Genomic DNA, 24,758 nt, shown 5'->3' on the forward strand with positions numbered 1-24,758 from the left:
CGGGCGCCGGGGGGCGGTCTTCCCCGGCTTAGTACTCGAACTCGTAGGAAAGGCCGATGCGCTCGCCCGTCTCGCCGCCGGTGCTGCTCTCCAGCTTCAGCCGCGGCGTCAGCTCCACCTCGACGCCGACGCGCGGCCCGCCCTCGGCGCCCTGCTCGACGCCGACATAGACGCCCTGGCCGACATAGCCGCCCGCCTGCACCGAGGGGTTCTCCAGCCCGCCCTCCTGGTTGCCGACGCCGAGCCGGTCCAGCCCCAGCCGGTCCGCCAGCCGGCCGAGGAAGCCGCGCCCGCCGCCGGGCGCGACGCCGGCCAGGTTGGCGACGCCCCCCGCGAGCTGCGCGATCTCCAGCGGCGAGAGCTTGTCCACGGGGCGGCCGAACAGCAGCCGCGCCAGCACCTCGTCCTGCGGCAGCTCCGGCTCCGAGGTGAAGCTGATCTCCGGCTTGCCGGGCTCGCCGGTGACGGTGATGGTGATGGTCACGCCCTGGGCATTGGTGCTGGCCTCGAAATCGAGGTGCGGCTGCAGGTCGCCAGTGAAGGTGATGGCGCCGCGGTTGAAGACGATGCGCCGGTCGAGCAGCTGGAAGGTGCCGCGCCGCATGGTGAAGGCGCCCGCCGGCTGCGGGTCCGCCGCCGTGCCGCCGACGCGCAGCGTGCCGCCCAGCTCCGCGTCGAGCCCACGGCCGCGCACCAGGATGGATTGCGGCGCCTCCACCGTCACGTTCAGCCGGATGGGCGGCGCGGCGGGGCCGGGCTCGGGTGGCGCGGGGGCGCCGGCGCCACGCTCGCGCACATCGCCCAGCGTGGCCACGCCACCGCCTGGCAGCGCCTGCGGGATGTTCACCACCACCCGGCGCAGCCGCACCGTGCCGCCCAGCGCCGGGTCGGTCTGCAAGGGCCCGGTGAAGCGGAGGTCGGCATCCAGCAGCGCCGTCACCAACTCGCTCTGCACCGGCGTCGCGTCGCGCGCGGTGATGGCGATGTCGATCGGGATGCCGGCGGCCAGCGGCTGCGCGCTGCCGCGCGCGGTGATGCTGCCATTGCCGGCGCGGGCCACGAAGTTCTCGAGCAGCACCTGGTCGCCGCTGGCGCGCAGCCGGCCGTTGATGCCGGTGAGGCGCAGCCCGAAGAGCGGGTTGCGCACCTCGCCGCCGGAGAGGGTGGCGGTGCCGTTCAGCGCGGGCGCGCCCAGCGTGCCGGAGGCGCCGCCATCGAGCACGATGCGGCCGGTGACGCGGTTGGCGCTGCCACCCAGGCTCGGCGTCAGCAGCGGCTGGAGGTTGGCCTGGCCGCTGAGGCTGGCCGAGAGCGGCGCCTCGGCCCCCGGCCCCTGCGGCAGCTCGGCGCGGGCGTCGAGCGTCACCATGCTGCCCATGCGCAGCGCGGCGCTGGCCCGCACCGCGCCGTTGCCGGCCCGCTGCGCCTCGACGCGCAACGTGGCGGCGGGCCAGCCGCGCGACCACGGCGCCTCGGCGCGCAGCCCGGTGCCGTTGAGGGTGGCGTTGACCTCCGGCGCGCTGGTCGGGCCGGTGATGCGCGCCTCGCCCACCACGGTGCCGGAGAGGCGCGGCTCGGGCGCGAACATGTTGACCAGCGAGGCAGGCAGGGCGGCCAGCGCCACGCGGATGTCGGCCCGCTCCGGCCCCCAGCGGCCGCTGACGGTGAGGTTGCCCGCCGGCCGCGCGGCGAGGCGCAGGCCGGGGATCTCCACCGCGCCGGAATTGGGCAGCAGGATGGCGCCGGGTGCCGCGAGGCGGATGCCCATCTCGCCCTGCGCCGCCTCCAGCGCGGCGATATCGACCCGCATGCCCTCGTCATTGCGGCTGAAGCGGCCGCGGCCCTCGACATTGGCCTGGGGCAGCCCGGCGCGGATGTTCCAGTCGAAGGCGGCGTCGGTGCCCTTCACCAGGGCGTTGGCGCTGTAGCGCTGGCCGCCGACCTCGACATTCGGCGCCTCGATGCGGGCGTCGATGCTCTGGCGGCCCTCGGGGGTCGGCGCCAGCTTCGCCTCGACGCGCAGCCGCCCGGCCACCGGCTGGCCAGCCAGCTCGGAGAGCGGCGCCAGGTTCTCGGCGGCGATGGTGGCGGTGCCGTCGAACAGGGTGGTGGCGGTGTTCAGCGTGCCGTCCACATGGCCACGGATGGGGCCGAAGGTGATATCGCCCTCGGCCAGCCGCACCAGCTCGCCCTCCTGCGCCGCGCGCAGGGCAAGGGCGATGGGCTGGCCCTCGGCCCGGCCGGTCAGGCGCAGCGTGCCGGCCATGCCGCTGATGGAGGGCATCTCCGCCACCAGCTCCGGCGATTCGACGCGCCGCCCGGCGACGAACAGGCCGGGGCTGGCCGCCTTGAGCGCGATGGCGGGGTCGGCCGCGGGGCCGGTGACGCGGGCATCGACGGCAATGGGGCCGGACAGCTCCGGGCGGATCGCCTGCAATTCCGGCACATCGAGCCGCGCCGTGAGGTCCAGCACGTTCCAGCCACTGCCCTCGACATGCAGCCGGGCGCCCTGGCCACGCACCTCCAGGCTGTCGATGCGGAAGGCGGTGCCGCGGTAGTCGGCCTCGGGGTTGGGGCCGAGCACGGCGCCCATCGGGTCCGGGCCGCGCAGGCCGCGCGGGCGGAGCTGCGCCTGGATGCGTTCGCCATCCTCCACCCGGGCGGTGAGGGTGATACCCTCCCAGCCGATGATCTCCGGCACCAGCGGCGCCAGCTCCGCCGAGTTCGCGATGCGCGCCTCGGCCTCCAGCAGCGCCAGGCTGCCGCGCGCGGTGATCTCGCCGGCGCGGGCGGAGAGGCGGAGATTCTCCAGCTCCGGCTGGCCGCCGGCGGGCAGCTTCGCGCCCAGCGTGAAGTCGATGGCGCGCACCGGCTCGGGCGCCAGGTTGGCCGGCGCGTCGAGATGGCCGGCGAGGGTGAGGGCGCCGCCGCCCGCCGCGTCCAGCGCCACGCGGCCCTCGGCGTTGAAGCCGGCGAGTTCACCAAAGGCGGCGCGGGCGCGCAGATCGGCGCCGCTGGCCGGGCCGTCCAGCCGCAGGGTGAGGTCGGCCGGCGCCTGCGGGATGCCGAGCGCAGTGGCCAGCACGCCGCCGGGCGGCTCCTGCGCGCGCAGGTCGGCCAGCAGCCGCGCCTGCGGGTCGAGGCCCAGCTCCAGGTCGAGCCGGCCCTCGGCCTCCAGCCGCTGCACGGCGAGCTTCGCCTGCAGGGCGGCGGCGACGAGGCTGGCCTCGCCGTTCAGCGAGAGGGCGAAGCCCGAGGGACCATGGGGGGCTGGGCCGTGCTCCTCCACCGTGGCCGCCACCAGCTCGCGCGGGATCTCGATGCGCTCCACCGCGAGGCGTTCCAGATGCACCGCCACGGGCAGGTTCGGCAGGGTGGGGATGGGGCCGCCCTCGGTGGTCTGCGGCTCGGGCTCTGGGGCGGGCGCGCCGGCCTCGGGCAGGCGCAGCAGCGCCACGCGGCGGGCGGTGAGCGCCTCGATGCGCAGGTCGCGCGAGAGCAGGGCGCGCAGGTCGAGGTCGAGGCGGGCATCCTCCACCTCCAGCCAGGGCCCCTGCGAATCGGCCATGGTGAGGCGGGCGAAGCCGGGGGCGCCGGGAATGGGGCCGTGCAGCCCCTCGATGGTCAGGCCCGGGACGAAACGCTGCGCGAGGTCAGCCAGCAGGCGCTGGCCGGGCGCGGTGTTGGCGCCCACCAGCACGCCGCCCAGCAGCAGCACGGGCAGCAGAATCAGAATCGCGAGCAGGCCCAGGGCCCAGCGGAGCACCCGGCGCATCAGAAAGCCTGCCCGATGCCGACATAAAGGCCGAAGGCGGAATCCCCGCTCTCCTTGTTGAGGGGGATGGCGATATCGGCGCGCAGCGGACCGATGGCCGTGAGGTAGCGCACGCCCAGGCCGGCGCCGACCTTGAGGTTGCCGAAATCCGGCGTCGGGTCGCGCGTCACGGAGCCGGCATCGACGAAGGCCGCCATGCCGATCGGGCCGCTGATGCGCTGGCGCAGCTCGACGCTGCCCTCCACCAGCGAGAGGCCGCCCGCCGGCTCGTCGCTGGCCGTGCGCGGCCCGACGGACTGGTAGGAATAGCCGCGCACCGAGCCGCCGCCACCCGCGTAGAAGCGCTTGTCGGGCGGCACGCCGCCGAAGGAGGCGCCGACGATGCTGCCCACCACGCCGCGCAGCGCGATGATGCTGCCCTTGTCGCCGCTGACGTCGAAATAGGTGCTGCCCTGGGCGCGCAGCCGGGTGAAGGCATTGCTCTCGCCCAGCGAATAGATCGGGTTGACCAGCAGCGCGGCACGGATGCCGCGGCTCGGATTCAGCGGGTTGTCCGTGTCGTTCCAACGCAGCTGCCCGATCAGGCCGAGCAGCTGGTAGTTCGTCGTCACATTGTCCTGGGTGACGCGGCTGAACTCGATCTGCGGGCCGAAGCCATAGGTCAGGCGGGGCGAGAACTCCCGCTCCAGCAGCGCGCCGAGGGTGAAGGCGTCGCGGTCATAGGCGTCGGGGCGCTCGCGCAGCGCGGCGATGTCGAAGGTCAGGGTCTGGTTGCGGCCGGCGAACCAGGGGGTGCGCAGGCTGGCGCCAATCTTGCCGCCCGTGTCGCTGGTGTCGCCCGTGGTGCCGAGGCGGTTGACCTCCGCCTCCAGCCGCAGCCGCTCGGCGCCGCCGAACAGGTTGCGGTGCTCCCAGTAGGTGCTGAAGGTGGGGCCGTAGCGCGTCTCGTAGGCGGCGCTGAAGCCGATGGCGTGCAGGGGCCGCTCGGCCACGGTGAAGGTGAGGGGCAGGTCGCCCGCCTCGTCCAGCCGCTCGCCGGCACGGGCCCGCACGGTGCTGAACACGCCGAGGCTGAGCAGGTCCCGCCGCTTGTCGTCGATCGCCTTCTGGCTATAGCCCTGGCCCTGCATCGGGGCGACGATGCGGGCGAGCAGGTCGCTGTCGGTGCGCTCCTCGCCGCTGACGCCGGGCCGGGCGAATTGCGGGCGCGGGCCGGGGGCCACGGTGAAGGTGACCTCCATGCGGTTCGTGTCATGGTCCACCGTCACGCGGCGGCGCACGGCGGCGAAGGGATGGCCGGCATTGCGCAGCGCGTCGCGCAGCCGCCCCTCGGCATCCAGCACTGGCTGGGCGCGGGCGGGGTCGCCCTCCTTCAGGCCAGTCTCCCCGGCATCGGCGATCGAGGCGCCGGCGGGTTCGGCCTGCAGCCGCACGGGCGCCAGGCGGTATTGCGGCCCCGGCTCCACCATGACGGAGACCGGCACCGGCTCCGCATTGCCCTCGCGCGCCAGCAGGCGCTCGGCCAGGCCCGGGCTGTCCGGCGCCTGACCGTCGATGGCGATGCGGGCGCTGCCGCCGTAATAGCCCTCGGAGCGCAGTGCATCGCGCATGTTGTCGGTCTCGGCCAGGGCGCGGCCGATCAGCCCGTAGGCATCCACCGGCGCGCTCTCGCGCAGCCGCTCCAGCGCGGAGGCATTGCGGATGGCGGTGTCCAGCGCCTCGTCGCCGGTTTCCGGCAGGGCCACGGTATAGGCGAGATTGGCCTCGTCCTGCGGCACCTCCGGCTGGCTGGCGGCCGGCGTGCCTGCGGCCCCGCTTTCCGCCCCCCGGCTTTCCGGCGCAGGCTGGGCGAAGGCGCGCAGCATGGCCGTGAGGGGAAGGGCACCCGCGACGGCGGCGGACAGGGCGACAAGGGCAAGTCGGGATTTGAGGCGCATCGTCTTAGGGAGTATGCCCTAGCACATGGATCCGACTCTTGCCGAAACACTCACGCGTTGGCGCAGGCATCTCCACGCCAACCCCAGCCTCACCCTGCATGAAGGGCCAACCGCCAAGTTCGTGGTGGACAAGCTGAGGGAGCTGGGTGTGACCGACATCGTCACCGATGTTGGGGGTCATGGCGTGGTGGCAACCCTGCACCGGCCCGGCAGCAACCGCAGCGTCGGCCTGCGCGCCGACATGGACGCGCTGCCGATCGAGGAGGCGGCGCAGGACCTGGCCTGGCGCAGCACCAACCCGGGCGTGATGCATGCCTGCGGACATGACGGCCACACCACGGCGCTGCTCGGCGCCGCGGCGCTGCTGATGCAGGATGAGAGCTGGTCCGGCACGGTGCGGCTGGTGTTCCAGCCGGCCGAGGAGGGCGGCGGCGGCGCCGCCTCCATGGTGCGCGACGGGCTGTTCCGGCGCTTCCCGATGGACCGCATCTTCGGCTGGCACAACTGGCCGGGCCTGGCCGCGGGCACCATCGCGGTGCATGACAGCGCGGTGATGGCCGCCGGCCGGCGCTTCGAGATCGTCGTGGAGGGCCATGCCGGCCACGCCGCGCTGCCGCACCTGACGCGCGACCCGATGGTGGCCGCCGGCCACGCCATCGTCGCCTGCCAGTCCATCGTGGCGCGCAACCTCGACCCGATGGAAACCGGCGTCGTCAGCCTGACCATGATCCATGGCGGCGAGGCGGAGAACCAGATCGCCGCCCGCGTCACCATCAAGGGCAGCATGCGCTTCATCAAGCCGGAGGTCGGGCGGGAGATCGAGGCGGGGCTGCAGCGCGTGGCGGAGGGCGTCTCGGCCACCTTCGGCGTGCAGGCCACCAGCCGCGTCTGGGGCGGCGTGCCCGTCACCGCCAACCACCCGGAGGCGCGTGAGCTGGCGGCCGGCGCGGCAGCGGCGGTGACCACGCTCCGCCGCGACATCGGGCCCGCCATGACCGGGGAGGACTTCTCGCACTTCCTGCATGAGGTTCCTGGCGCCTTCGTCTGGATCGGCAACGGCCCGGCCGAGGGTGGATGCGAGCTGCACAACCCGCATTACGACTTCAACGACGCCGTGCTGCCGGTGGCCAGCGGCTTCCTGGCGGAGACCGCCCGGCGTGCCCTGGCACAGGAGCCCGGCTGAAGGCAGCGTGGCGCGCATCTTCCGCCTGCCGCGGGAAACGCCGGAGGCATGGCCCAGGTTGCGCCGCGCAACCTGCCGTGGCCGCCACGGTTCCCGCCGCACCGTCTTTTGCCACCCCCCGCCGAGGAAGACCGCATGATCCCGCTTGCCCGCTCGCCCCGCATCGCCATCCCCAAGCTCGGGCTCGGCACCTGGAAGCTGGCCGGGCCGGAGGGGCAGGCGGCGGTGGAGAGCGCCCTGGCGCTCGGCTACCGCCATCTCGACACCGCCGACCGCTACGGCAACGAGGCGGAGGTGGGGGCCGGCCTCGCCGCCTCCGGCGTGGCGCGGGGGAATGTCTTCCTCACCAGCAAGGTCTGGTACGACAACCTGGCCCCCGCCGCGCTGCGGCGCTCGCTGGAAGGCTCACTGGCCAAGCTGGGCACGGACCATCTCGACCTGTTCCTGATCCACTGGCCGTCGCCGGAGATGGACCTTGCCGCGGCGGTGGCGGCGCTGGAGAAGGCGAAGGCGGAGGGGCTGGTGCGCCGCTGGGGCGTCTCCAACTTCCCGCTCGGGCTGATGCGGCAGCTGGAGGCGATGGGCGCGGAGCCCGCCTGCCTGCAGGTGGAATACCATGTGCTGCTCTCGCAGCAGCCGCTGCTGGAGTGGTGCCGGCCGCGCGGCATCGCGCTCGCCGCCTATTCGCCGCTGGGGCAGGGGGCGCTGGCCAGCCAGCCGGTGCTGGCGGAGATCGGCCGCAGGCACGGCGCCACGGGGCTGCAGGTGGCGCTGGCCTGGCTGCTGCGGCAGGAGATGGTGGTGGCCATCCCCAAGGCCAGCCGGCGCGAAAGCCAGCAGGCCAATCTCGACGCCGTGGCGCTGGCGGAGAGGCTGGACGCGGCGGATGTCGCCGCCATCGACGCGCTGCCGAAGGACTGGCGCCGCGTGAACCCCGACTTCGCGCCCGACTGGAACAGCTGAAGGCGGCGCCTCAGCCGCCAGGCTTCTCCCCGCCGCCGAGCAGCGTGGCCCAGACCGGGTCCTTGAGCTTGCCCAGGAAGGCGGTGTGGGCGGCGATCTCCGCCTCGCTCGGCACGACCGGGCGCGGCGCGCGCGCCACCGGCGCGGCATCGAGCTCGATCGCCGCCGGCGCCGCCACGCGCGGGGCCGAGGCCAAGGCGAGGTCCGGCTGCTTGCCGCCCATCAGCTCCAGATAGACCTGCGCCAGCAGCTGCACGTCGAGCAGCGCGTTGTGCGCGGTACGCATGGAGTTGTCGATGCCGTAGCGGCGGCAGAGCGCGTCCAGGCTGTTGGGCAGGCCGGGGAAGCGCTTCTTGGCCAGCACCAGCGTGTCCACCATGCGCGCCCGGTCGATCACGGGGTGGCCGGCCTTCTTCAGCTCGAAATCGAGGAAGGCGAAGTCGAACGGGGCGTTGTGCGCCACGACCGGGTCGTCGCCCAGGAACGCCAGCAGGGCGGGGGCGATCTCGGCGAATTTCGGCTTGTCCCGCAGCATGTCCCAGGTGAAGCCGTGCACCTTGGCCGCCTCCTCCGGCACCTCCCGCTCGGGGTCGATGAGCTGGTGGTAGAAGCGGCCGGTGGGGACGAGGTTGACCAGCTCCACCGCCGCCACCTCCAGCACGCGGTCGCCCGTGGCGGGGTCGAAGCCGGTGGTCTCGGTGTCGAGCACCAGGGCACGGCTCATCGGTCATTCTCCAGCAGGCGGCGGATGGCCCGGCGCGCATGGCCGCGCGACAGGCCGGTGCGGATGACATGGTCGGCGCGCCGGCGCTTCTCGGCATCCGGCGTCTGGCGGGCGAGGATGGCGTCCAGACGCTCCGGCGTCATGCCGCCGCGAGCCAGCACGCGGGCGCGCTGCACGGCGGCGGGGGCGGAGACCACCACCACCGCGTCGCACCGCGCCTCGCCGCCGGTCTCGAACAGCAGCGGGATGTCGAGCACCACGAGGCGCCGCCCGGCGCGGCGGGCGCGGGCCAGGAAGCGCCGCTCCTCCGCCCGCACCAGCGGGTGGACGATGCCCTCCAGCCGGCGCAGCGCGGCGCGGTCGGCCAGCACGACGCGGCGCAGCGCCTCGCGGTCCACCGCGCCGTCGCGCACCGTGCCGGGAAAGGCCTCGCCGATCGGCCGCACGGCGCGGCCGCCGGGGCCCTGCAGGGCATGCACGGCGGCGTCGGCGTCGAACACCGGCACGCCGAGCCGCCGGAAGGTGGCGGCGGCGGTGGACTTGCCCATGCCGATGCCGCCCGTCAGGCCCCAGATCTTCACGAAGCCACTTTCATGCGGGGTGGCGCGGGATGTCGGCGGCGACGAAGTCGCGCAGCGCCCGGTCCACCACCGGCTCCACCCCGAACCAGGCGGCGAAGCCGGGCCGCGCCTGGTGCAGCAGCATCCCCAACCCGTCGACGCCGCGCAGGCCGCGGGCGCGGGCGGCGGCCAGCAACGGCGTCTCCAGCGGCACATAGACGGCATCGGCCACCACCGCATGGGCGGGGAGGGGGGCGAGGTCGATCTCCAGCGGCGGCTGGCCGGCCATGCCGAGGCTGGTGGAATTGACCAGCAGCGCCGCGCCCTCCAGCGGCGGCGCCTCGGCCACCGCGACGGGGCCACCCAGCGCCCCGGCCAGCGCCTCAGCGCGCGCCCGGTTTCGGTTGACCAGGGTCAGGCGCGGGCAGCCGGCGTCGAGCAGGGCGGCCGCGATGGCGCGCGCCGCGCCGCCGGCGCCGAGCAGCACCGCCGGGCCATCCGCCGCCCGCCAGCCCGGGGCCTGCTCCCGCACGCTCTCCAGGAAGCCGTAGCCATCGGTGTTGGAGCCCTCGATGCGGCCCTCGCGGAACACCAGCGTGTTCACCGCCCCGGCGCGGCGGGCGCTCTCCGCCACCGAATCGCACAGGGCGAAGGCCGCCTCCTTGTGCGGGATGGTGACGTTGGCGCCCTGGAAGCCGAGCGAGACCAGGGCGCGCACGGCCTGCGCGAAGTCTTCCGGCCGCACCTGGAGCGGGATGTAGGTGCCATCGATGCCGTGCTGCCGCAGCCAGTGGCCATGCAGCCGGGGGGAGCGCGAATGCGAGGCCGGCCAGCCCAGCACGCCGGCCAGCCTGGCCTTGCCGGTGAGGATCGTCATGCGCCCATGAATCGGGCGTGGCGGCGGCTTGGTCAATGGGCCGCCGCCACGCCCCCTGGCATTCCGCGCCCCGCAATGCCACCACTTGGGGCGACGAAACGGCACACACGGAGCATTCCATGGCGCGTGGCTTGAAGGTCGCGGTCCAGATGGACCCGATCCAGGGGATCAACATCGACGGCGACAGCACCTTCGTGCTGATGCTGGAGGCGCAGGCGCGGGGCCACCAGCTCTGGCACTACCATGTGAAGGACCTGACGCTGGCCTCGGGCCGCGTGCTGGCGCGGATGCAGCCGGTCGAGGTGCGGCGGGAGAAGGGCAACCACTACACGCTGGGCGAGGCGGCGGAGCACGACCTCTCCACCATGGATGTGGTGCTGATGCGGCAGGACCCGCCCTTCGACATGGCCTACATCACGGCCACGCACATCCTGGAGCACATCCACCCCAAGACCCTGGTGGTGAACGACCCGGTGCATGTCCGCAACGCGCCGGAGAAGCTGTTCGTGATGCAGTTCCCGGAGCTGATGCCGGACACCATCATCACGCACGACCCGCTGGAGGTGCGGAAGTTCCGCCAGAAGCATGGCGACATCATCGTCAAGCCGCTGTTCGGCAATGGCGGGGCGGGCGTGTTCCACCTGCGCCCCGAGGATGGCAACCTCAACTCCCTGCTGGAGATCTTCGCCGAGCGCTCGCGCGAGCCGCTGATGATCCAGCAATACCTCCCCGCCGTGCGGCTGGGCGACAAGCGCATCATCCTGGTGGATGGCGTGCCGATGGGTGCCATCAACCGCGTGCCGGCCGAGGGGGAGAGCCGCAGCAACATGCATGTCGGCGGCCGCCCCGAGGCGGTGGCGCTGACCGAGCGGGACAAGGAGATCTGCGCCCGCATCGGGCCGGCCCTGAAGGAGCGCGGCCTGATCTTCGTCGGCATCGACGTGATCGGCGACTACCTGACCGAGATCAACGTCACCTCGCCGACGGGCCTGCAGGAATTGGCCCGCTTCGACGGCGTGCACCTGGAGAAGGCGATCTGGGACGCCATCGAGGCCAAGCGCTGAGACTCGAAGCAAAAAGATAGGGGTCCGGGGGAATTCCTTCCCCCGGCCTTTTTTCGGTGCTCAGACCAGCCGGATCAGCAGCAGGCTGACCAGCCCCAGCGCCAGCAGCGAGAGCATCACGGTGGCGGTGACCCGCCCGCCGGCCTTGGCCACCATCCGCACATCGACGCCGAGCCCCAGCGCCGCCATGGCCAGCAGCGTCAGCACGCCTGTCAGGGTGGCGAGCGGCGCCAGAAGTGCCTGCGGGATCAGCCCCAGCGCGCGCAGCGCCATCAGCCCCAGGAAGCCCAGGATGAACCAGGGCACCAGCTTGGCCAGGCCCAGCTTTTGCCCACCCGGCTTCTTCCCCTCCCGCTGCCCGGCGAGCAGGGAGAGGCCCAGCACCACCGGCCCCAGCATCAGCACCCGCACCAGCTTGACCAGCGTGCCGAGCTGCACGGCGAGCGCCCCCACCGGCGCCGTGGCCGCCAGCACCTGCGGCACCGCATAGACGGTGAGGCCCGCCAGCACGCCGTATTGCAGCTCACTCAGCCCCAGCACCGGCACCAGCAGCGGCAGCGACAACACCACCCCGACGCCGAGCACCGCCGTGAAGGCGATGGCGCTGGCCACGTCCTTGGCCTGGGCGCCGATCACCGGCGCCACGGCGGCGATGGCCGAGTTCCCGCAGATGGAGTTGCCGCAGGCCACCAGCATGGCCATGCGCTTCGGCAGGCCGAGCAGCCGCCCGAGGCCGTAGCTGAAGGCGATGGCCAGCAGCACCACCACGCCGATGCCCAGGATCAGCGCCGGCCCCGCCGCCAGCATGGCGGTGACGCTGAGCGAGGCGCCGAGCAGCATCACCGCCACCTCCAGCAGCGTCTTGGCGCTGAGGCCGATGCCGGGGGCGAAGCGGGCGGGCGGCACCCACAGGCTGCGCAGCACGGTGCCGATGAGGATGGCCAGCACCAGCGAATCCAGCCAGGCCCGGCCGAGGAAATGCGCCTGCGCCTGCGACAGCAGCGCGGCCGCACCGCCGACGACGGCGCAGAGCAGCACGCCCGGCGCCATGCGCCGCAGCCAGGCCAGGGCGGGATGCCCGGTATTCTTGTCCGGAGAGGCGGCGAGGGCAGGAGGAACAGGCGGCATGACAGAACCGTGGCGTTTGGGTGACGCCCATCCTGCCGCGCGCCGTATCATCGATCCAACGCGTTGTTCTTGTCATTCCGTTCGATAAAATCGAACGGTTGTCCTTGGGAGACCCCGCGTGACCCTGGAACAGCTCCGCATCTTCCTGGCGGTGGCCGAGCGCGAGCATGTCACCCGCGCCGCGGCGGCGCTGCACCTGACGCAATCGGCGGTGAGCGCCGCCATCCGCGCGCTGGAGGGGCGGCATGGCATCGCCCTGTTCCACCGCATCGGCCGGCGTATCGAACTGACCACGGAGGGGCGCATCTTCCGCACCGAGGCCGCCGCCGTGCTGGCTCGCGCCGAGGCGGCGGAGCTGGTGCTCTCCGAGCTGGGCGGCACGCTACGCGGCACGCTGCGGGTGCAGGCCAGCCAGACCGTGGCCAGCTACTGGCTGCCGCCGCTGCTGGTGCGCTTCCACGCCGCCTGTCCGGGCGTGGCGGTGGAAGTGGGCGCCGGCAACACCACCAGCGTGGTGGAGGCGGTGCTGCGCGGCGAGGCGGAGCTCGGCTTCGTGGAAGGCGAGGTGGCCGAGCCGGCCCTGCGCCAGGCGGTGCTGGCGCGCGATCAGCTCGTCATCGTCGTGGGGCCGCGGCATCCCTGGGCGCGGGCCGAATCGCTCCGCCTCGCCGACCTGCCGCAAAGCCGCTGGGTGATGCGGGAGGCCGGCTCCGGCACCCGTGCCGCCTTCGAGGAGCTGCTGCGCGGCGCCGGGCTGGCGCCCGAGGCGCTCTCGGTGATCCTGGAACTGCCCTCGAACGAGGCGGTGCTGGCGGCGGTGGAGGCCGATGGCGGCGCCACGGTGGTGTCCGAGCGGGCGGCGGGGCCGCATCTGGCCGCCGGCCTGCTGGTGCGGGCGCCCATCGTCCTGCCGCCGCGCAGCTTCAAGGCGCTGCGGCACCGGGAGCGCTATTCCAGCCGCGCCTCACGGGCGCTGCTGGCCCTCGCGGGCGCGGACGAGGCCGCTCAGTAGAGGCGCTTGTTGGGCCCGTAGGGCATCACCAGCTCGTTTTTGCCCACCATGTTGAGCAGGGCGCGGGCGCGCTCGTCGAGCTGGTCGCGGTCGATGCGGTCGCCGCGCAGGCCGGCGACGCGCCGCTCCATGGCGTCGCGCTCGCTCTCGGCCTGGGCCAGGGTGATGCGCGCGGTCTCGATCTCGGCCGCCTTCGCCTCGCGCGCCAGCGAACCCACGCGGGGCCCGTGCACCGCGTACCACGCGAAATGCCAGATCAGCCCCGCGAAGATCAGCGGCAGCCACAGAACCTGGATTGTCCGCTTGATGGCCCGCATCGATCCCACTCCGCACACCGCACCGCACCGCACCGCACCGCACCGCACTGCAAGAAGGATTAACGGCAGGTGAAAGGTGTTGTGCAAGAGGAGGATAGCGGTCGCTCCTGGTTTCGCGCGGCAGCGTGGCGCGGCGGCCACGAAAAAGCGAGGAGGCGAAGGCCGGGGGCGGCTGCGCCCCCGGCCTTCCGGCCGCGCCTCAGCGCTTCAGGATGGAACGGCCGGCATAGCGCGCGGCCGGGCCGAGGCCCTGCTCGATGCGGATGAGCTGGTTGTACTTGGCCAGCCGGTCCGAGCGGGAGAGCGAGCCGGTCTTGATCTGGCCGCAGTTGGTGGCCACGGCGAGGTCGGCGATGGTGCTGTCCTCCGTCTCGCCCGAGCGGTGCGACATGACGGCCGTGTAGCCGGCGCGGTGCGCCATCTCGACGGCCTCCAGCGTCTCGGTCAGCGAGCCGATCTGGTTCACCTTCACCAGGATCGAGTTGCCGGTCTTGCGCTCGATGCCCTGGCGCAGCCGCTCGGGGTTGGTGACGAACAGGTCGTCGCCGACGAGCTGCACCGTGCCGCCGAGGCGGTCGGTCAGCAGCTTCCAGCCCTCCCAGTCATCCTCGGCGCAGCCATCCTCGATGGAGATGATGGGAAACTTGGCGCAGAGGTTCGCCAGGTAGTCCACCATGCCGGCGGCGTCGAGCTTCTTGCCCTCGCCCTCCATGTCGTAGACGCCGCCCTTGAAGAACTCGGTGGAGGCGCAGTCGAGGGCGAACATGATGTCCTCGCCGACGCGGTGGCCAGCGGCCTCGCAGGCCTTGGCGATGAAGCCCAGCGCCTCATCGGCCGACTTCAGGTCCGGCGCGAAGCCGCCCTCGTCGCCCACATTGGTGTTGTGGCCGGCATCGTGCAGCGCCTTCTTCAGGCTCATGAACACCTCGGAGCCGATGCGCGCGGCCTCGGCGGAGGAGCCGGCGGCGACCGGCATGATCATGAATTCCTGGATGTCGATCGGGTTGTCCGCGTGCTGGCCGCCATTGATGATGTTCATCATCGGCACCGGCAGGGTGCGGGCGAAGACGCCGCCGACATAGCGGTAGAGCGGCACGCCGTAATGCTCGGCAGATGCCTTGGCGGTGGCGAGCGACACGGCGAGGATGGCGTTGGCGCCGAGACGCGACTTGTTCGGCGTGCCGTCGAGCGCGATCATCGTCTCGTCGATCTTGACCTGCTCGGTGGCATCCATGCCGGAGAGCGCGTCGAAGATCTCGCCCTCGACATTGGCGACCGCCTTCTGCACGCCCTTGCCGTGGAAGCGGGCCTTGTCGCCGTCGCGCAGCTCGACGGCCTCATGCGCGCCGGTGGAGGCGCCCGAGGGGACGGCGGCGCGGCCGATGGCCCCGCTGTCCAGCACGACATCGACCTCGACGGTGGGGTTGCCGCGCGAATCGAGGATCTCGCGGGCGATGATGTCGGCAATGGCGGTCATTCCGGGTCCCTCTGGATATGTCGGACGGGGTAAGTCGGACCCTGCGCGGATAGGATAGTGGGGCGGTGAGGGCAAGGGGCGCGGCCACCCACGATTCCGTATCCGCCCTGCCATATCCGGCCGGGACGCTCCCGCGTCAGCCGGCGCGGCTGGACGGCGCGGGAGGGGCGGTGGCGAGGCTGGCGCCGCGCTTGGCGGCGTACATGGAGTCATCCGCATGGCGCAGCAGCGCCGCGGCATCCGTGCCGTGCTCGGGATAGAGGGCGGCGCCGAGGCTGGCGCCGACCGAGAGGCGGTGCTCGCCATAGGTCATGGGCTGGGTGATCAGCGCCAGGATGCGGTCCGCCACGCCGCGCCAGAGGTTGCCCGTCGGCACCGACAGCAGCACCACGAACTCGTCGCCGCCGAGCCGCGCCACCGTGTCGGTCGGGCGCAGCGCGCCGCGCAGGCGCAGTGCCACCTGCCGCAGCACAACGTCGCCCGCCTCGTGCCCGAGCGTGTCGTTGATGGCCTTGAACCGGTCGAGGTCGATGAAGAGCAGCGCCAGGCGCGTCTGGTCCTGCTTCGCGGTCTCCAGCGCCTCCTTCAGCCGCTGTTCCAGCAGCAGGCGGTTGGGCAGGCCGGTCAGCGCGTCGTGCGTCGCCTCATGCGCCAGCCGCGCCGCGATCTCGGCGGTCCTGTCGGAATGCCGGGCCATGCCGAGCAGCAGCCAGCGCACCACCAGGGTCAGCGCCACGCCGCTCAGCAGCACGGCGACCGGCAGCGGCGCAAGATGCGGCAGGGTGGCCGGCCGGCTGACCTCCACCACCCAGACGCGCCCGGCCACGGTCAGCGGCGCCTCCAGCCGCTGCGGCGCGCCGAGGAGGCTGGCGGGCGAGGCGTGGGCCGCCTGGCTGTCGAACAGAAGCGCCGCCGGGCCTTGCCCCTCCCGCGCGTCGCCCCGGTCCTCGACGCGGATGCGGTAGCCTTTCAGATGCTCCTCCAGCAGGGAGGAGAGCAGGTCCGTGGTCCGGAACACGCCGCTCACCTGGCCAAGGAAGGCGGCGCGCCGCTGCGCCTCCGTCCAGAGCGGCGCATCGCGCCGGTACACCGCGTGGCGGATGACGAAGCCCGCGGCGCCCTGCAGCAGGGTGAGGGGCGGGGAGGCGATCGGCTCGCCCGTGTCGCGCGTGCGCTCCATGGCGCGGCGGCGGCTGGGCTCGGCGGTGTTGTCGTGGCCGAAGGCGGCCTCGTTGCCGGCCATCGGCTCGTTGTAGAGGACCGGGATGTAGAAGTCCCGCTCGCCGGCCGGGTGGATGGCGTAGTCCGGATAGCCATGCGGGTCGAGGCTGGTATCGGCCCGCACCTGGGCCTCGAAGGCGGCCTTCTCGGCAGCCGGCACCAGGGGCGCGTACTGGATGGCGATCACGCCCGGGAAGCGCTCCGGCAGGTGCAGGCTGTTGAAATGCTCGCGGAACTCGGCGCGGCTGACATGCCGGTGCACGCTGAACAGGCCGCGGAAGCCGGCCACCAGGTCCAGCGCCCGCAGCATCCGCTCCTCCACCAGGCGGGTGATGTGCTGGCTGGCCTGCTGGAAGCTGCGGCTGGCCTCCTCATCGGTCCGGCGGGCGGTCATGTGCCAGGCCAGGAGCGACAGCACGAGGCCGCAGGCGAGCACGAACATGGCGGATTGCCGCAGGAGCGGCGCACGCCTGTTCAACGCCGTAGTGGCAACACCCATTCCTGCCCGTGCCTTCGCCCGCTCCTCCGCTCCAGACGGCACCAGCGCCATCCCCGGGAGGGATGGCGCCAGTCTCGGCTCTTGTTATTTCATTACCGTTAAAGGGCCGGAGGAAGGCCGCCGCGGCGGGGCAGGGTCAGACCAGCCGCGCCTGCTTCACCGCCGCGCCGACGAATCCGGCGAAGAGCGGATGCGGCTGGAAGGGCTTCGACTTCAGCTCCGGATGGTACTGCACGCCGATGAACCATGGGTGGTCCGGATACTCGACGATCTCCGGCAGCAGCCCGTCTGGCGAGAGGCCGGAGAAGCGCAGCCCCGCCGCCTCCAGCCGCTCGCGGTAGCCGATGTTCACCTCGTAGCGGTGGCGGTGGCGCTCCTCGATCTGCGCCTGGCCATAGACCTGCCGCACCAGCGAACCCTCGGTGAGGGCGGCCGGATAGGCGCCGAGGCGCATGGTGCCGCCGAGATCGCCCTCGGCATGGCGCTTCTCCCGCTCATTGCCGCGCAGCCACTCGGTGAGCAGGCCGACCACCGGCTCCTCGCTGGGGCCGAACTCGGTGGAGGAGGCCTTGTCCAGCCCGACCAGGTTCCGCGCCGCCTCGATCACCGCCATCTGCATGCCGAAGCAGATGCCGAGGAAGGGGATCTTCCGCTCGCGGGCGAAGCGCACCGCCTCGATCTTGCCCTCCGCGCCGCGCTCGCCGAAGCCGCCCGGCACCAGGATGCCGTGCACGCCGGAGAGCCGCTCCACCGCGTTCGGCGTCTCGAAGATCTGGCTGTCCACCCAGTCCAGCTTCACCTTCACGCCGTGCTGGATGCCGCCATGGGCCAGCGCCTCGGCCAGCGACTTGTAGGCGTCGAGCAGGGTGATGTACTTGCCCACCACCGCAATCTTCACCTCGCCCTCCGGGTTATCGAGCCGGTGGACGATGCGCTGCCAGTTGGACAGGTCCGGCTCGCCGTAGATCGACAGGCCGAAATGGCGCAGCACCTCGCGGTCCAGCCCCTCGGCGTGATACTGCAACGGCACGGCGTAGATGCTGGAGGCGTCGAGCGCCGGGATCACGCTCTCCGGCCGCACGTTGCAGAACAGCGCGATCTTGCGGCGCTCATTCTCCGGAATCGGGCGGTCGCAGCGGCAGAGCAGGATCTGCGGCTGGATGCCGAGGCCGAGCAGCTCCTTCACCGAGTGCTGGGTCGGCTTGGTCTTCAGCTCGCCGGCGGAGGGGATGTAGGGCACCAGGGTGAGGTGCATGAACAGGCTGCGCTGCGGCCCCAGCTCGTTGTGCAGCTGGCGCAGCGCCTCCAGGAAGGGCAGGCTCTCGATGTCGCCCACTGTGCCGCCGACCTCGACCAGCACGAAGTCCAGCCCGTCCGTGTCGGCCTTGGCGGCTTCCTTGATGGCGTCGGTGATGTGCGGGATGACCTGCACGGTGCCGCCCAGGTAGTCGCCGCGCCGCTCCTTGGCGATCACGTCGGCATAGATGCGGCCCGAGGTGAAGGAATCGCCCCTGGTCGCGTGCACGCCGGTGAAGCGCTCATAATGGCCGAGGTCGAGATCGGCCTCGGCGCCGTCGTCGGTGACGAACACCTCGCCGTGCTGATACGGGCTCATCGTGCCCGGATCGACGTTGAGGTAGGGGTCAAGCTTGCGAATGCGGACCTTGTAGCCCCGCGCCTGCAGGAGCGCGCCGAGGCTTGCCGCCGCGATGCCCTTGCCGAGAGAGGAAACCACGCCGCCGGTGATGAATACGAACCGCGTCATGGGCGACCTTTCTAACGCGCCGCGCGGCCGCCGGGAACCCGGCGGCACGGCAAGGCTGATGTTTCCACAATGCAAGGGTCCGGCCGGACCCTTGGTTCGGGCGCCGCCGCCAGGGCAGGGCTCCCATAAAAGCGGTTCGGGCGCCGGGGGGGTCCCCCGGCGCCCGATTCGGCGGATCAGTTGGTCGGCACGGAGGCCGGGGGCGGCGCCGCCGGCGGCTGGGCCGGGGCGGGCTGCGCCGCGTTGGGCTGGAGCGGCTGCTCGCCGGTGGCGGCGGGCGGCGGCGGCGCGTCCAGGATGGAGCCGCGCCGGGCCTCGCCACGGCCGAGCAGCGCCATGGCCAGCGCCAGCACCATGAACAGGGTGGCCAGCACGCCGGTGGTGCGGGTCAGCAGGTTGGCGGTGCCGCGGCCGCTCATGAACGACCCCATGCCCTGCGAGGAGCCGATGCCGAGCCCGCCGCCCTCGCTGCGCTGCAGCAGGACGACGCCGATCAGCGCGAGGGTCACGAACAGATGCAGGACGAGCAGGACGGTCATCATGGCGGTGCGCTCTTAGCCGCGTTCCGCGGGCGGCGCCAGCGGCAAGGTGGCCCGCCGCCCCGCTTTGGCGGTGAAAGATGCCGCGCCCCCCCCGGCTGCGGGGACGCCGCGGCGGGATCATTCCCGCAGCGAGGCCGGGTCGGGGATATCGAGGCGGAAGGTCGGGCCCTCCCAGCATGGCTCGCCGCCGAGCTTCTGGCTCAGCGCCAGGATCAGCCGCATGCCGAGTCCGTCGCTCTCCGCCGGGTTGAAACCGGGCGGCATGCCGCCGCCCTCGTCCGTCACCTCCAGCCGCAGCCCGCCGGTGGCGTCGTCGCGCAGGCAGCGGATGGAGACGGCACCGGCGCCATACTTGGCGGCATTGGTCACCACCTCGGTGATGATGAGGCCAATGGTGATAGCCTCGTCGGCTGGGCATTCATGCGCATCGGCCAGCACACGCATGGGGCGGCCGGAGTCGCGCAGCCCGGCCGAGCGCTCCAGGTCGCTGCACAGCCCGCCGAGATAGTCGCCCAGCTCCACCGAGCCGATGCGGTCGGAACGGTAGAGCCGGTCATGCACCAGGGCGATGGTGGAGACGCGTTGCGCCGCCTCCTCCAGCGCCTCCCGCGCACCGCCGGTCGAGAGGCGGGCCTGCAGGGAGAGGAGGGAGCGGGTGACCGTCAGGCTGTTCTTCACCCGGTGGTCCACCTCCCGCATCAGCAGGTCCTTCTCGTGCAGCAGGGCGTCGCGCGCGGCCACCGCCTCCTCCGCCTCGCGGGCGCGGGCGGCGGCCAGCTCGGCCAGACGCTGCATCTCGCGCTCCCGCAGCTCGCGGTCCAGCGCCAGGCCCAGCGTGTTGGCCAGGGCCTGGAGGAAGTTCACGTCGCGCGGGGTGAAGTCGCCATCGTCGCGGCTGTCCACCTCCAGCACGCCGAAGGGCTCGGCCTCGCCGCGGATGACCACGTTGACGGCGCGGCGGATCCCGTGCTCGGCCATCAGCGCCGGCGTGCGGAAGCGGCTCTCGCCGGCGAGATGGTTGGAGATGACGGGGCGGCCGCTGCGGAAGGCGAAGCCGGCCGGGCTTTCCATGTCGCTGCCGATGCGCGCCGTGCCCACATTGCCCTCGCGCCAGCCCATGCCGGCCCGCAGCAGGAAGCATTGATCCTCGGGTTGGTATTCCAGCACCTTGCTGAAGCTGCCCCCCATGCCTTCGGCGGCCAGCCGCGCCGCCGTCTCCAGCAGGGGCTGCAGCCCCTCGCGCCGCAGCGCGGCAAGGCCGAGCTCCGCGATCAGCGCCTGCTGCCGCAGGCGTATGGTCAGTTCTTCGGTCGAATTCATGAAGTCACCCGGCCAGATTGCGGGATGCGCGGGGGGAGGGGGCGTTCCAGGGTGCCGCTCCGCTTCGGCTGCCGTGTCATAAGGGCGCAGGGCGGCGCGGTGAAATCCTTTTACCGCGAGCGGAACAGGAGGCGCGGCCGTGCCTAGACCGGCGCGCCCCCGGGGGCGGCGCTCTCCCGGGCCAGCTCGCCCACCAGGCCGAGGGCGGTGGCGACGCTGGCCGCCCGCACCGCATCCCGGTCGCCGGGGAAGACGCAACGCCGGTGCAGGGTCTCCCCCCCGCGCCGGCTCGCCGCGATGTGCACCAGCCCCACCGGCTTGCCCGGCGTGGCGCCGCCCGGCCCGGCGATGCCGGTGAGCGAGACGGCGAGGTCGGCGCCGGAATCGCGCAGCGCACCCTCCGCCATGGCGCGCGCCACCGGCTCCGACACGGCGCCATGCGTGGCCAGCATCGGCTCCGGCACGCCCAGCATCCGCGCCTTGGCGGCGTTGGAATAGGTGACATAGCCGGCCAGCAGCGTGGCGGAGGAGCCGGGCACCGCCGTCAGCACGGCGGAGACCAGCCCGCCGGTGCAGCTCTCGGCGGTGGCGAGCGTCAGGCCGAGCGCCTGCAACTCCGCCAGCAGGGTGGCGGCGGCGGCGCGGGTGGTGGCGTCCAGCATCGTCAGAACCCTCCCTCGGGCAGGCCGAGCGCGGCGGCGGCGGCACGCAGCGCCAGGATCACGGTGGCGGCCAGGGCACCGGCGATGATGTCGTCCAGCATCACGCCCGTGCTGCCCTTGCGGCGGTCCGCCCAGCCCACCGGGCCGGGCTTGGCGATGTCGAACAGGCGGAACAGCAGGAAGGCCAGGATCAGCCCCGGTGCTCCGGCGCCGAGCGGCAGCGCGGCGAGGGCGAGGCACTGACCCGCCCCCTCATCCACCACCACCCAGCCGGGATCGGCGCGGGCCTCGGGCAGCCGCTCCACCGCCCACCAGCCGAGCAGGGCCAGCAGGGCGGCCAGCGCCAGGCAGCCCTCCGGCCCCAGCAGCGCCGCCGGCAGTACCAGGGCGGAGCCCCAGCTGCCCGGCGCCGGGCGCAGGAAGCCCACGCCGCCCATGCTGGCCACCAGACGCGGCAGCAGCCCGCCCGCCGCCAGGGCGGGGGTGGGAACGGGAAGGGGGGCGGGCGCCATCGGCTCGGACATCAGCGCGCGACGCCCACCGGCAGCCAGGGCTTCAGCGGGTGGTCGAGCGCGCCCTCGCCGGCCAGGGCGCGGTAGATGACGGCATTCTCCACCACGCGCTGGGCGTAGTTGCGGGTCTCGGAGAAGGGGATCTGCTCCATCCAGTCGATCATGTCCTGGCCGCCGGCGGCGGCGGGCGGGCGCGGGTCGCCATAGGTGACGAGCCACTCATCCACCCGGCGCGGCCCGGCATTGTAGGCCGCCGCCGCCATGGCGAGGTTGCCGAAGCGGGCAAGCTGGTCGCCCAGATATTGTGCGCCGAGCCGCAGATTGTGCTCCGGCTGGCTGGTGAGCCAGCCGGGCTGGTGCGGCACGCCGAGCTGCCGCGCCACCAGGGTGGCGGTGCCGGGCAGCAGCTGCATCAGCCCCCGCGCATTCGCCGGGGAGAGGGCGGTGGGGTCGAAATTGCTCTCCTGCCGCGTCACCGCATAGACGAAGGCGGGCTCCACCCCGGTGCCATTGGGCGAAGCGGTGGCGGGCAGGGCGTAGGGGGTGGGCCAGCCCTCGGGCAGCAGCATCACCCCGTCGGCCCCGGCGCGGCGCGCCACCCACACGGCATGGTCCTGCCGGCCGATGCTGTTGGCCAGCCGCGCCGTCAGCACCTGCTCGGCGGCGTCCGGCGCCGTCTCCTCCAGCCGCAGCAGAAACAGGCGGGCGCGGGCGGTGTCGCCGAGGTCGGCGAGGGTCAGCACGGCCTGCACCAGCTCCTTCTCCAGGAAGGCCTCGGCGGCGCCGGGGGCGGGCTGCGGCGGGCGGGTGGCGGCGATGCGCGCGGCCAGCTGCGGCGCGCCCTCGCCCAGCGCCAGGGCGCCGAGCTGGCCGTAGAAGGCGGTGGGCAGGGCGGCGGCGGCGGCGTAGTGGCCGCGCGCCGCCTCGGCCTGCCCCTGCGCGGCGGCGGCGCGGCCACGCCAGTAATGCGCCCGGGCATTGGTGATGACGCTGTCGCTGTCCCGCCCCAGCACGGCGAAATGGCGGGCGGCGCGGGCCGGGTCCTCCAGCCGCCGCAGCGCGATGAAGCCGGCCAGGAACTCCGCCTCGTGCAGCCCCTCGCCGGCGCTCTGGCCATGCTGGGCAGCGGTGCGGTAGGCGTTGGGCACGTCGCCCAGCCGCAGCAGCTTGCGCGAGAGCACCTGCCGCTCCGTCCAGACGGCACGCGCCGCCTCGGGCGTGAGGTCACGCTGCAGGGGCTCGGCGCGCTGCCACACGGCGGCGGCCTCGCGGTCGCGCTCCTGCCGGCGGAGATAGCGGGCCAGCTCCAGCGAGAGGCCGAGATCCTCGCCCGCGCGGGCCAGCGCCCCGGCCTCGGCGCCCGGCTGCTCGGCGGCCATGGCGAGGCGCAGCTCGGCGGCGAGGCGGGCCTCGGGCGGCAGCAGCGGCAGCATCCGCGCGGCGGCGGCGCCCTGCCGCGCCCAGGCCAGGCGCTCATAGCGGGCGCGGTGGTCGGCCGGCGTCAGCACGCTGCCGAGGGCGGCCAGGAAGCCGGCCTCCGCGCCCGGGTCGGCGGGGGCGTCGCGCCAGCCTTCCTGCACCGCGCGGCGGGCGCCGGCGGCGTCGCCCTGGCGCTGCAGCGCCTCGGCATATTGCCGCACCGCCACCAGGCCGCGCGGCGGGGTGCGGGCGAAGAGGCGCAGGACCAGCGCGTCGTCGGCCAGCACCGGCAGGCTTTCCTCGCCGCGCAGCGCCAGGGTCTGCGGCAGCGGCCAGGCCGGGTTGGCGGCGGTGAAGTCCGCCACCTCCTGCGCCGTGGCGAGGCCGCGCACCTGCAGCCGCAGCCAGGTGAAGATCTTCGCCGCCAGCGGGTCGGCGCCCTGGCTGGCAATGCTCTCGGCCTCGCTCCAGCGGCCGGCCTGCGCGGCCACCATGGCGGCGCGGCCGGTGGCGCGGGCGCTCTCCGTCGCCCAGGGCTGCGCTTCCGCCGTGGCGGCGAGAGGCGGCGCGAGGAAGGCCAGGGCCAGCAGCGGAGCGGCGAGCAGGCGGTGGCGGAGGGCGGGGCGGAAGCCAGGGCGGCGCGGCGCGGGGCACATGGGACCGGACCCTAGCCGATCGGTCCCGCCTTGTCCCGCGCGGCGGAAGGGCAACCATGCGCGCGTGCCGCTTGTGTGGCGCCGCCGCCGCGCCTAGCTTCCCGCCTCTGCGGGCGCGCCGCCGCGCCACGCCGCCAGCCACTCCGGGAAGGAAAGTCTCGTCCGATGTTCAAGGGATCCCTCGTCGCGCTGATCACGCCGATGACCGAGGCCGGCGCCGTGGACGAGAAAGCCTTCCAGGATTTCGTCAACTGGCAGGTGGCCGAGGGCACCAGCGGCCTCATCCCCGTGGGCACCACCGGCGAGAGCCCGACCCTGTCGCATGAGGAGCACCACCGCGTGGTGGCGCTGTGCGTCGAGGCGGCGGGCGGGCGGGTGCCGGTGATCGCCGGCACGGGCAGCAACAGCACGGCCGAGGCGATCGAGCTGACCCGCCACGCCAAGGCGGCCGGCGCCGACGCCGCCCTGGTGGTGACGCCCTACTACAACAAGCCGACGCAGGAAGGCCTCTACCTGCACTTCACCGCCATCGCCGACGCGGTGGACCTGCCGATCATCATCTACAACATCCCGCCCCGCAGCGTGATCGACATGTCGGTCGAGACCATGGCGCGGCTGGCGAAGCACCCCAACATCATCGGCGTGAAGGACGCGACGGCGAACCTGACCCGCCCGCTGCACACCCGGCTCGCCTGCGGCACCGATTTCTGCCAGCTCTCGGGCGAGGACCACACGGCGCTCGCCTTCCGCGCCGCGGGCGGCGTGGGCTGCATCAGCGTGACGGCCAATGTGGCGCCGCGCCTCTGCGCCGAGATGCACGCCGCCTGGGAGGCCGGGCGGATCGAGGAGGCGATGGCCATCCAGGACCGGCTGACGCCGCTGCACGACGCGATGTTCTGCGAGACCTCGCCCGGCCCGGTGAAGTACGCCGCCAGCCTGCTGGCCAAGTCCTCCGCCTTCTGCCGCCTGCCCATGGCGCCGGTGGCCGATGCCACCCGGGCGCGCGTGAAGGCGGCCATGGTCACGGCCGGCCTGCTCAACTGAGGCGCCCGCCGCACTGAAACCGGGGCGGGGCGGGCGCCGTTCCTTCCTGCCCAACGCCTCCCCGCCGCCACCCTCCCACCCCCGGCGGGGACGAGACTGAG

At 73.2% G+C, this 24,758-nt stretch carries 20 protein-coding genes; 5 read left to right on the forward strand and 15 right to left on the reverse strand.

Annotated features, from left to right (window positions below):
* Positions 1 to 28: 28 nt before the first annotated feature.
* Both CR165_RS00955 and CR165_RS00960 read right to left on the reverse strand, forming a co-directional pair.
* Entirely contained in the window at positions 29 to 3,775 is a 3,747-nt protein-coding gene (locus CR165_RS00955; protein ID WP_109515082.1) for a translocation/assembly module TamB domain-containing protein, read from the reverse strand.
* Positions 3,775 to 5,712: an autotransporter assembly complex protein TamA gene (locus tag CR165_RS00960; RefSeq protein WP_109515083.1), complete on the reverse strand. Its 1,938-nt coding sequence runs from the start codon at positions 5,710 to 5,712 to the stop codon at positions 3,775 to 3,777. Before CR165_RS00960 ends, CR165_RS00955 begins: the two co-directional genes overlap by 1 nt.
* 25 nt (positions 5,713 to 5,737) lie before the next feature.
* Between CR165_RS00960 and CR165_RS00965 the strand changes: the two genes are divergently transcribed.
* A complete protein-coding gene (locus tag CR165_RS00965; protein WP_109515084.1) occupies positions 5,738 to 6,895 on the forward strand; it encodes an amidohydrolase in 1,158 nt (385 codons plus the stop codon).
* A gap of 135 nt (positions 6,896 to 7,030) precedes the next feature.
* Positions 7,031 to 7,858, forward strand: coding sequence for an aldo/keto reductase (locus CR165_RS00970; RefSeq protein ID WP_109515085.1), 828 nt, complete (start codon positions 7,031 to 7,033; stop codon positions 7,856 to 7,858).
* 10 nt (positions 7,859 to 7,868) lie between these two features.
* Here the strand turns inward: CR165_RS00970 and dnaQ are convergent, their stop codons facing one another.
* Genes dnaQ through CR165_RS00985 form a run of 3 tightly spaced genes read right to left on the reverse strand, consistent with a single transcriptional unit; the run spans position 7,869 to position 10,019 of the window.
* Positions 7,869 to 8,582, reverse strand: a complete 714-nt coding sequence (gene dnaQ / locus CR165_RS00975) for a DNA polymerase III subunit epsilon (protein WP_109515086.1) — start codon at positions 8,580 to 8,582, stop codon at positions 7,869 to 7,871.
* Complete coding sequence (coaE, locus tag CR165_RS00980) at positions 8,579 to 9,163, reverse strand: dephospho-CoA kinase (protein ID WP_109515087.1); 585 nt, start codon at positions 9,161 to 9,163, stop codon at positions 8,579 to 8,581. Before coaE ends, dnaQ begins: the two co-directional genes overlap by 4 nt.
* Positions 9,164 to 9,173: 10 nt before the next feature.
* Positions 9,174 to 10,019 (reverse strand): shikimate dehydrogenase, encoded by an 846-nt coding sequence (locus tag CR165_RS00985; protein WP_109515455.1) that lies wholly within the window; start codon positions 10,017 to 10,019, stop codon positions 9,174 to 9,176.
* Positions 10,020 to 10,138: 119 nt separating this feature from the next.
* On the opposite strand from CR165_RS00985, the gene gshB reads away from it, so the two are divergent.
* On the forward strand, positions 10,139 to 11,083 hold the full coding sequence (gshB, locus tag CR165_RS00990; RefSeq protein WP_109515456.1) for a glutathione synthase: 945 nt from the start codon (positions 10,139 to 10,141) through the stop codon (positions 11,081 to 11,083).
* A 60-nt stretch (positions 11,084 to 11,143) separates the two neighbouring features.
* On the opposite strand, the gene CR165_RS00995 is transcribed toward gshB, so the two are convergent.
* Entirely contained in the window at positions 11,144 to 12,211 is a 1,068-nt protein-coding gene (locus CR165_RS00995) for a YeiH family protein (protein WP_109515088.1), read from the reverse strand.
* A gap of 118 nt (positions 12,212 to 12,329) precedes the next feature.
* On the opposite strand from CR165_RS00995, the gene CR165_RS01000 reads away from it, so the two are divergent.
* Positions 12,330 to 13,223: a LysR family transcriptional regulator gene (locus CR165_RS01000; RefSeq protein ID WP_109515089.1), complete on the forward strand. Its 894-nt coding sequence runs from the start codon at positions 12,330 to 12,332 to the stop codon at positions 13,221 to 13,223.
* Here the strand turns inward: CR165_RS01000 and CR165_RS01005 are convergent.
* The 9 genes from CR165_RS01005 to CR165_RS01045 all read right to left on the reverse strand — a co-directional run bounded on the left by CR165_RS01005 (position 13,217) and on the right by CR165_RS01045 (position 23,613).
* Entirely contained in the window at positions 13,217 to 13,540 is a 324-nt protein-coding gene (locus tag CR165_RS01005) for an FtsB family cell division protein (protein ID WP_109515090.1), read from the reverse strand. The genes CR165_RS01000 and CR165_RS01005 overlap by 7 nt on opposite strands.
* Before the next feature lie 199 nt (positions 13,541 to 13,739).
* Complete coding sequence (eno, locus tag CR165_RS01010) at positions 13,740 to 15,017, reverse strand: phosphopyruvate hydratase (protein ID WP_109515091.1); 1,278 nt, start codon at positions 15,015 to 15,017, stop codon at positions 13,740 to 13,742.
* Positions 15,018 to 15,153: 136 nt separating this feature from the next.
* Positions 15,154 to 16,680, reverse strand: coding sequence for a CHASE domain-containing protein (locus CR165_RS01015; protein WP_181377957.1), 1,527 nt, complete (start codon positions 16,678 to 16,680; stop codon positions 15,154 to 15,156).
* 193 nt (positions 16,681 to 16,873) lie between these two features.
* Positions 16,874 to 18,502: a CTP synthase gene (locus tag CR165_RS01020; RefSeq protein WP_109515093.1), complete on the reverse strand. Its 1,629-nt coding sequence runs from the start codon at positions 18,500 to 18,502 to the stop codon at positions 16,874 to 16,876.
* 176 nt (positions 18,503 to 18,678) lie between these two features.
* Positions 18,679 to 19,044, reverse strand: coding sequence for a preprotein translocase subunit SecG (gene secG / locus CR165_RS01025; RefSeq protein WP_109515094.1), 366 nt, complete (start codon positions 19,042 to 19,044; stop codon positions 18,679 to 18,681).
* A gap of 117 nt (positions 19,045 to 19,161) precedes the next feature.
* On the reverse strand, positions 19,162 to 20,364 hold the full coding sequence (locus CR165_RS01030) for a sensor histidine kinase (RefSeq protein WP_109515095.1): 1,203 nt from the start codon (positions 20,362 to 20,364) through the stop codon (positions 19,162 to 19,164).
* 143 nt (positions 20,365 to 20,507) lie between these two features.
* The gene (locus CR165_RS01035) at positions 20,508 to 21,026 is read right to left on the reverse strand and encodes a CinA family protein (protein ID WP_109515096.1); all 519 of its coding nucleotides are present in this window, start codon (positions 21,024 to 21,026) and stop codon (positions 20,508 to 20,510) included.
* 2 nt (positions 21,027 to 21,028) lie between these two features.
* Positions 21,029 to 21,550: a phosphatidylglycerophosphatase A family protein gene (locus CR165_RS01040; protein WP_245906037.1), complete on the reverse strand. Its 522-nt coding sequence runs from the start codon at positions 21,548 to 21,550 to the stop codon at positions 21,029 to 21,031.
* The gene (locus CR165_RS01045; protein ID WP_109515097.1) at positions 21,550 to 23,613 is read right to left on the reverse strand and encodes a lytic transglycosylase domain-containing protein; all 2,064 of its coding nucleotides are present in this window, start codon (positions 23,611 to 23,613) and stop codon (positions 21,550 to 21,552) included. The genes CR165_RS01040 and CR165_RS01045 overlap by 1 nt, the downstream gene beginning before the upstream one ends.
* Before the next feature lie 165 nt (positions 23,614 to 23,778).
* Between CR165_RS01045 and dapA the strand changes: the two genes are divergently transcribed.
* Complete coding sequence (dapA, locus tag CR165_RS01050) at positions 23,779 to 24,657, forward strand: 4-hydroxy-tetrahydrodipicolinate synthase (protein ID WP_109515098.1); 879 nt, start codon at positions 23,779 to 23,781, stop codon at positions 24,655 to 24,657.
* Positions 24,658 to 24,758 lie beyond the last annotated feature (101 nt).

It is taken from the genome of Teichococcus aestuarii, from assembly GCF_003116135.1.
GTDB lineage: Bacteria > Pseudomonadota > Alphaproteobacteria > Acetobacterales > Acetobacteraceae > Pseudoroseomonas > Pseudoroseomonas aestuarii.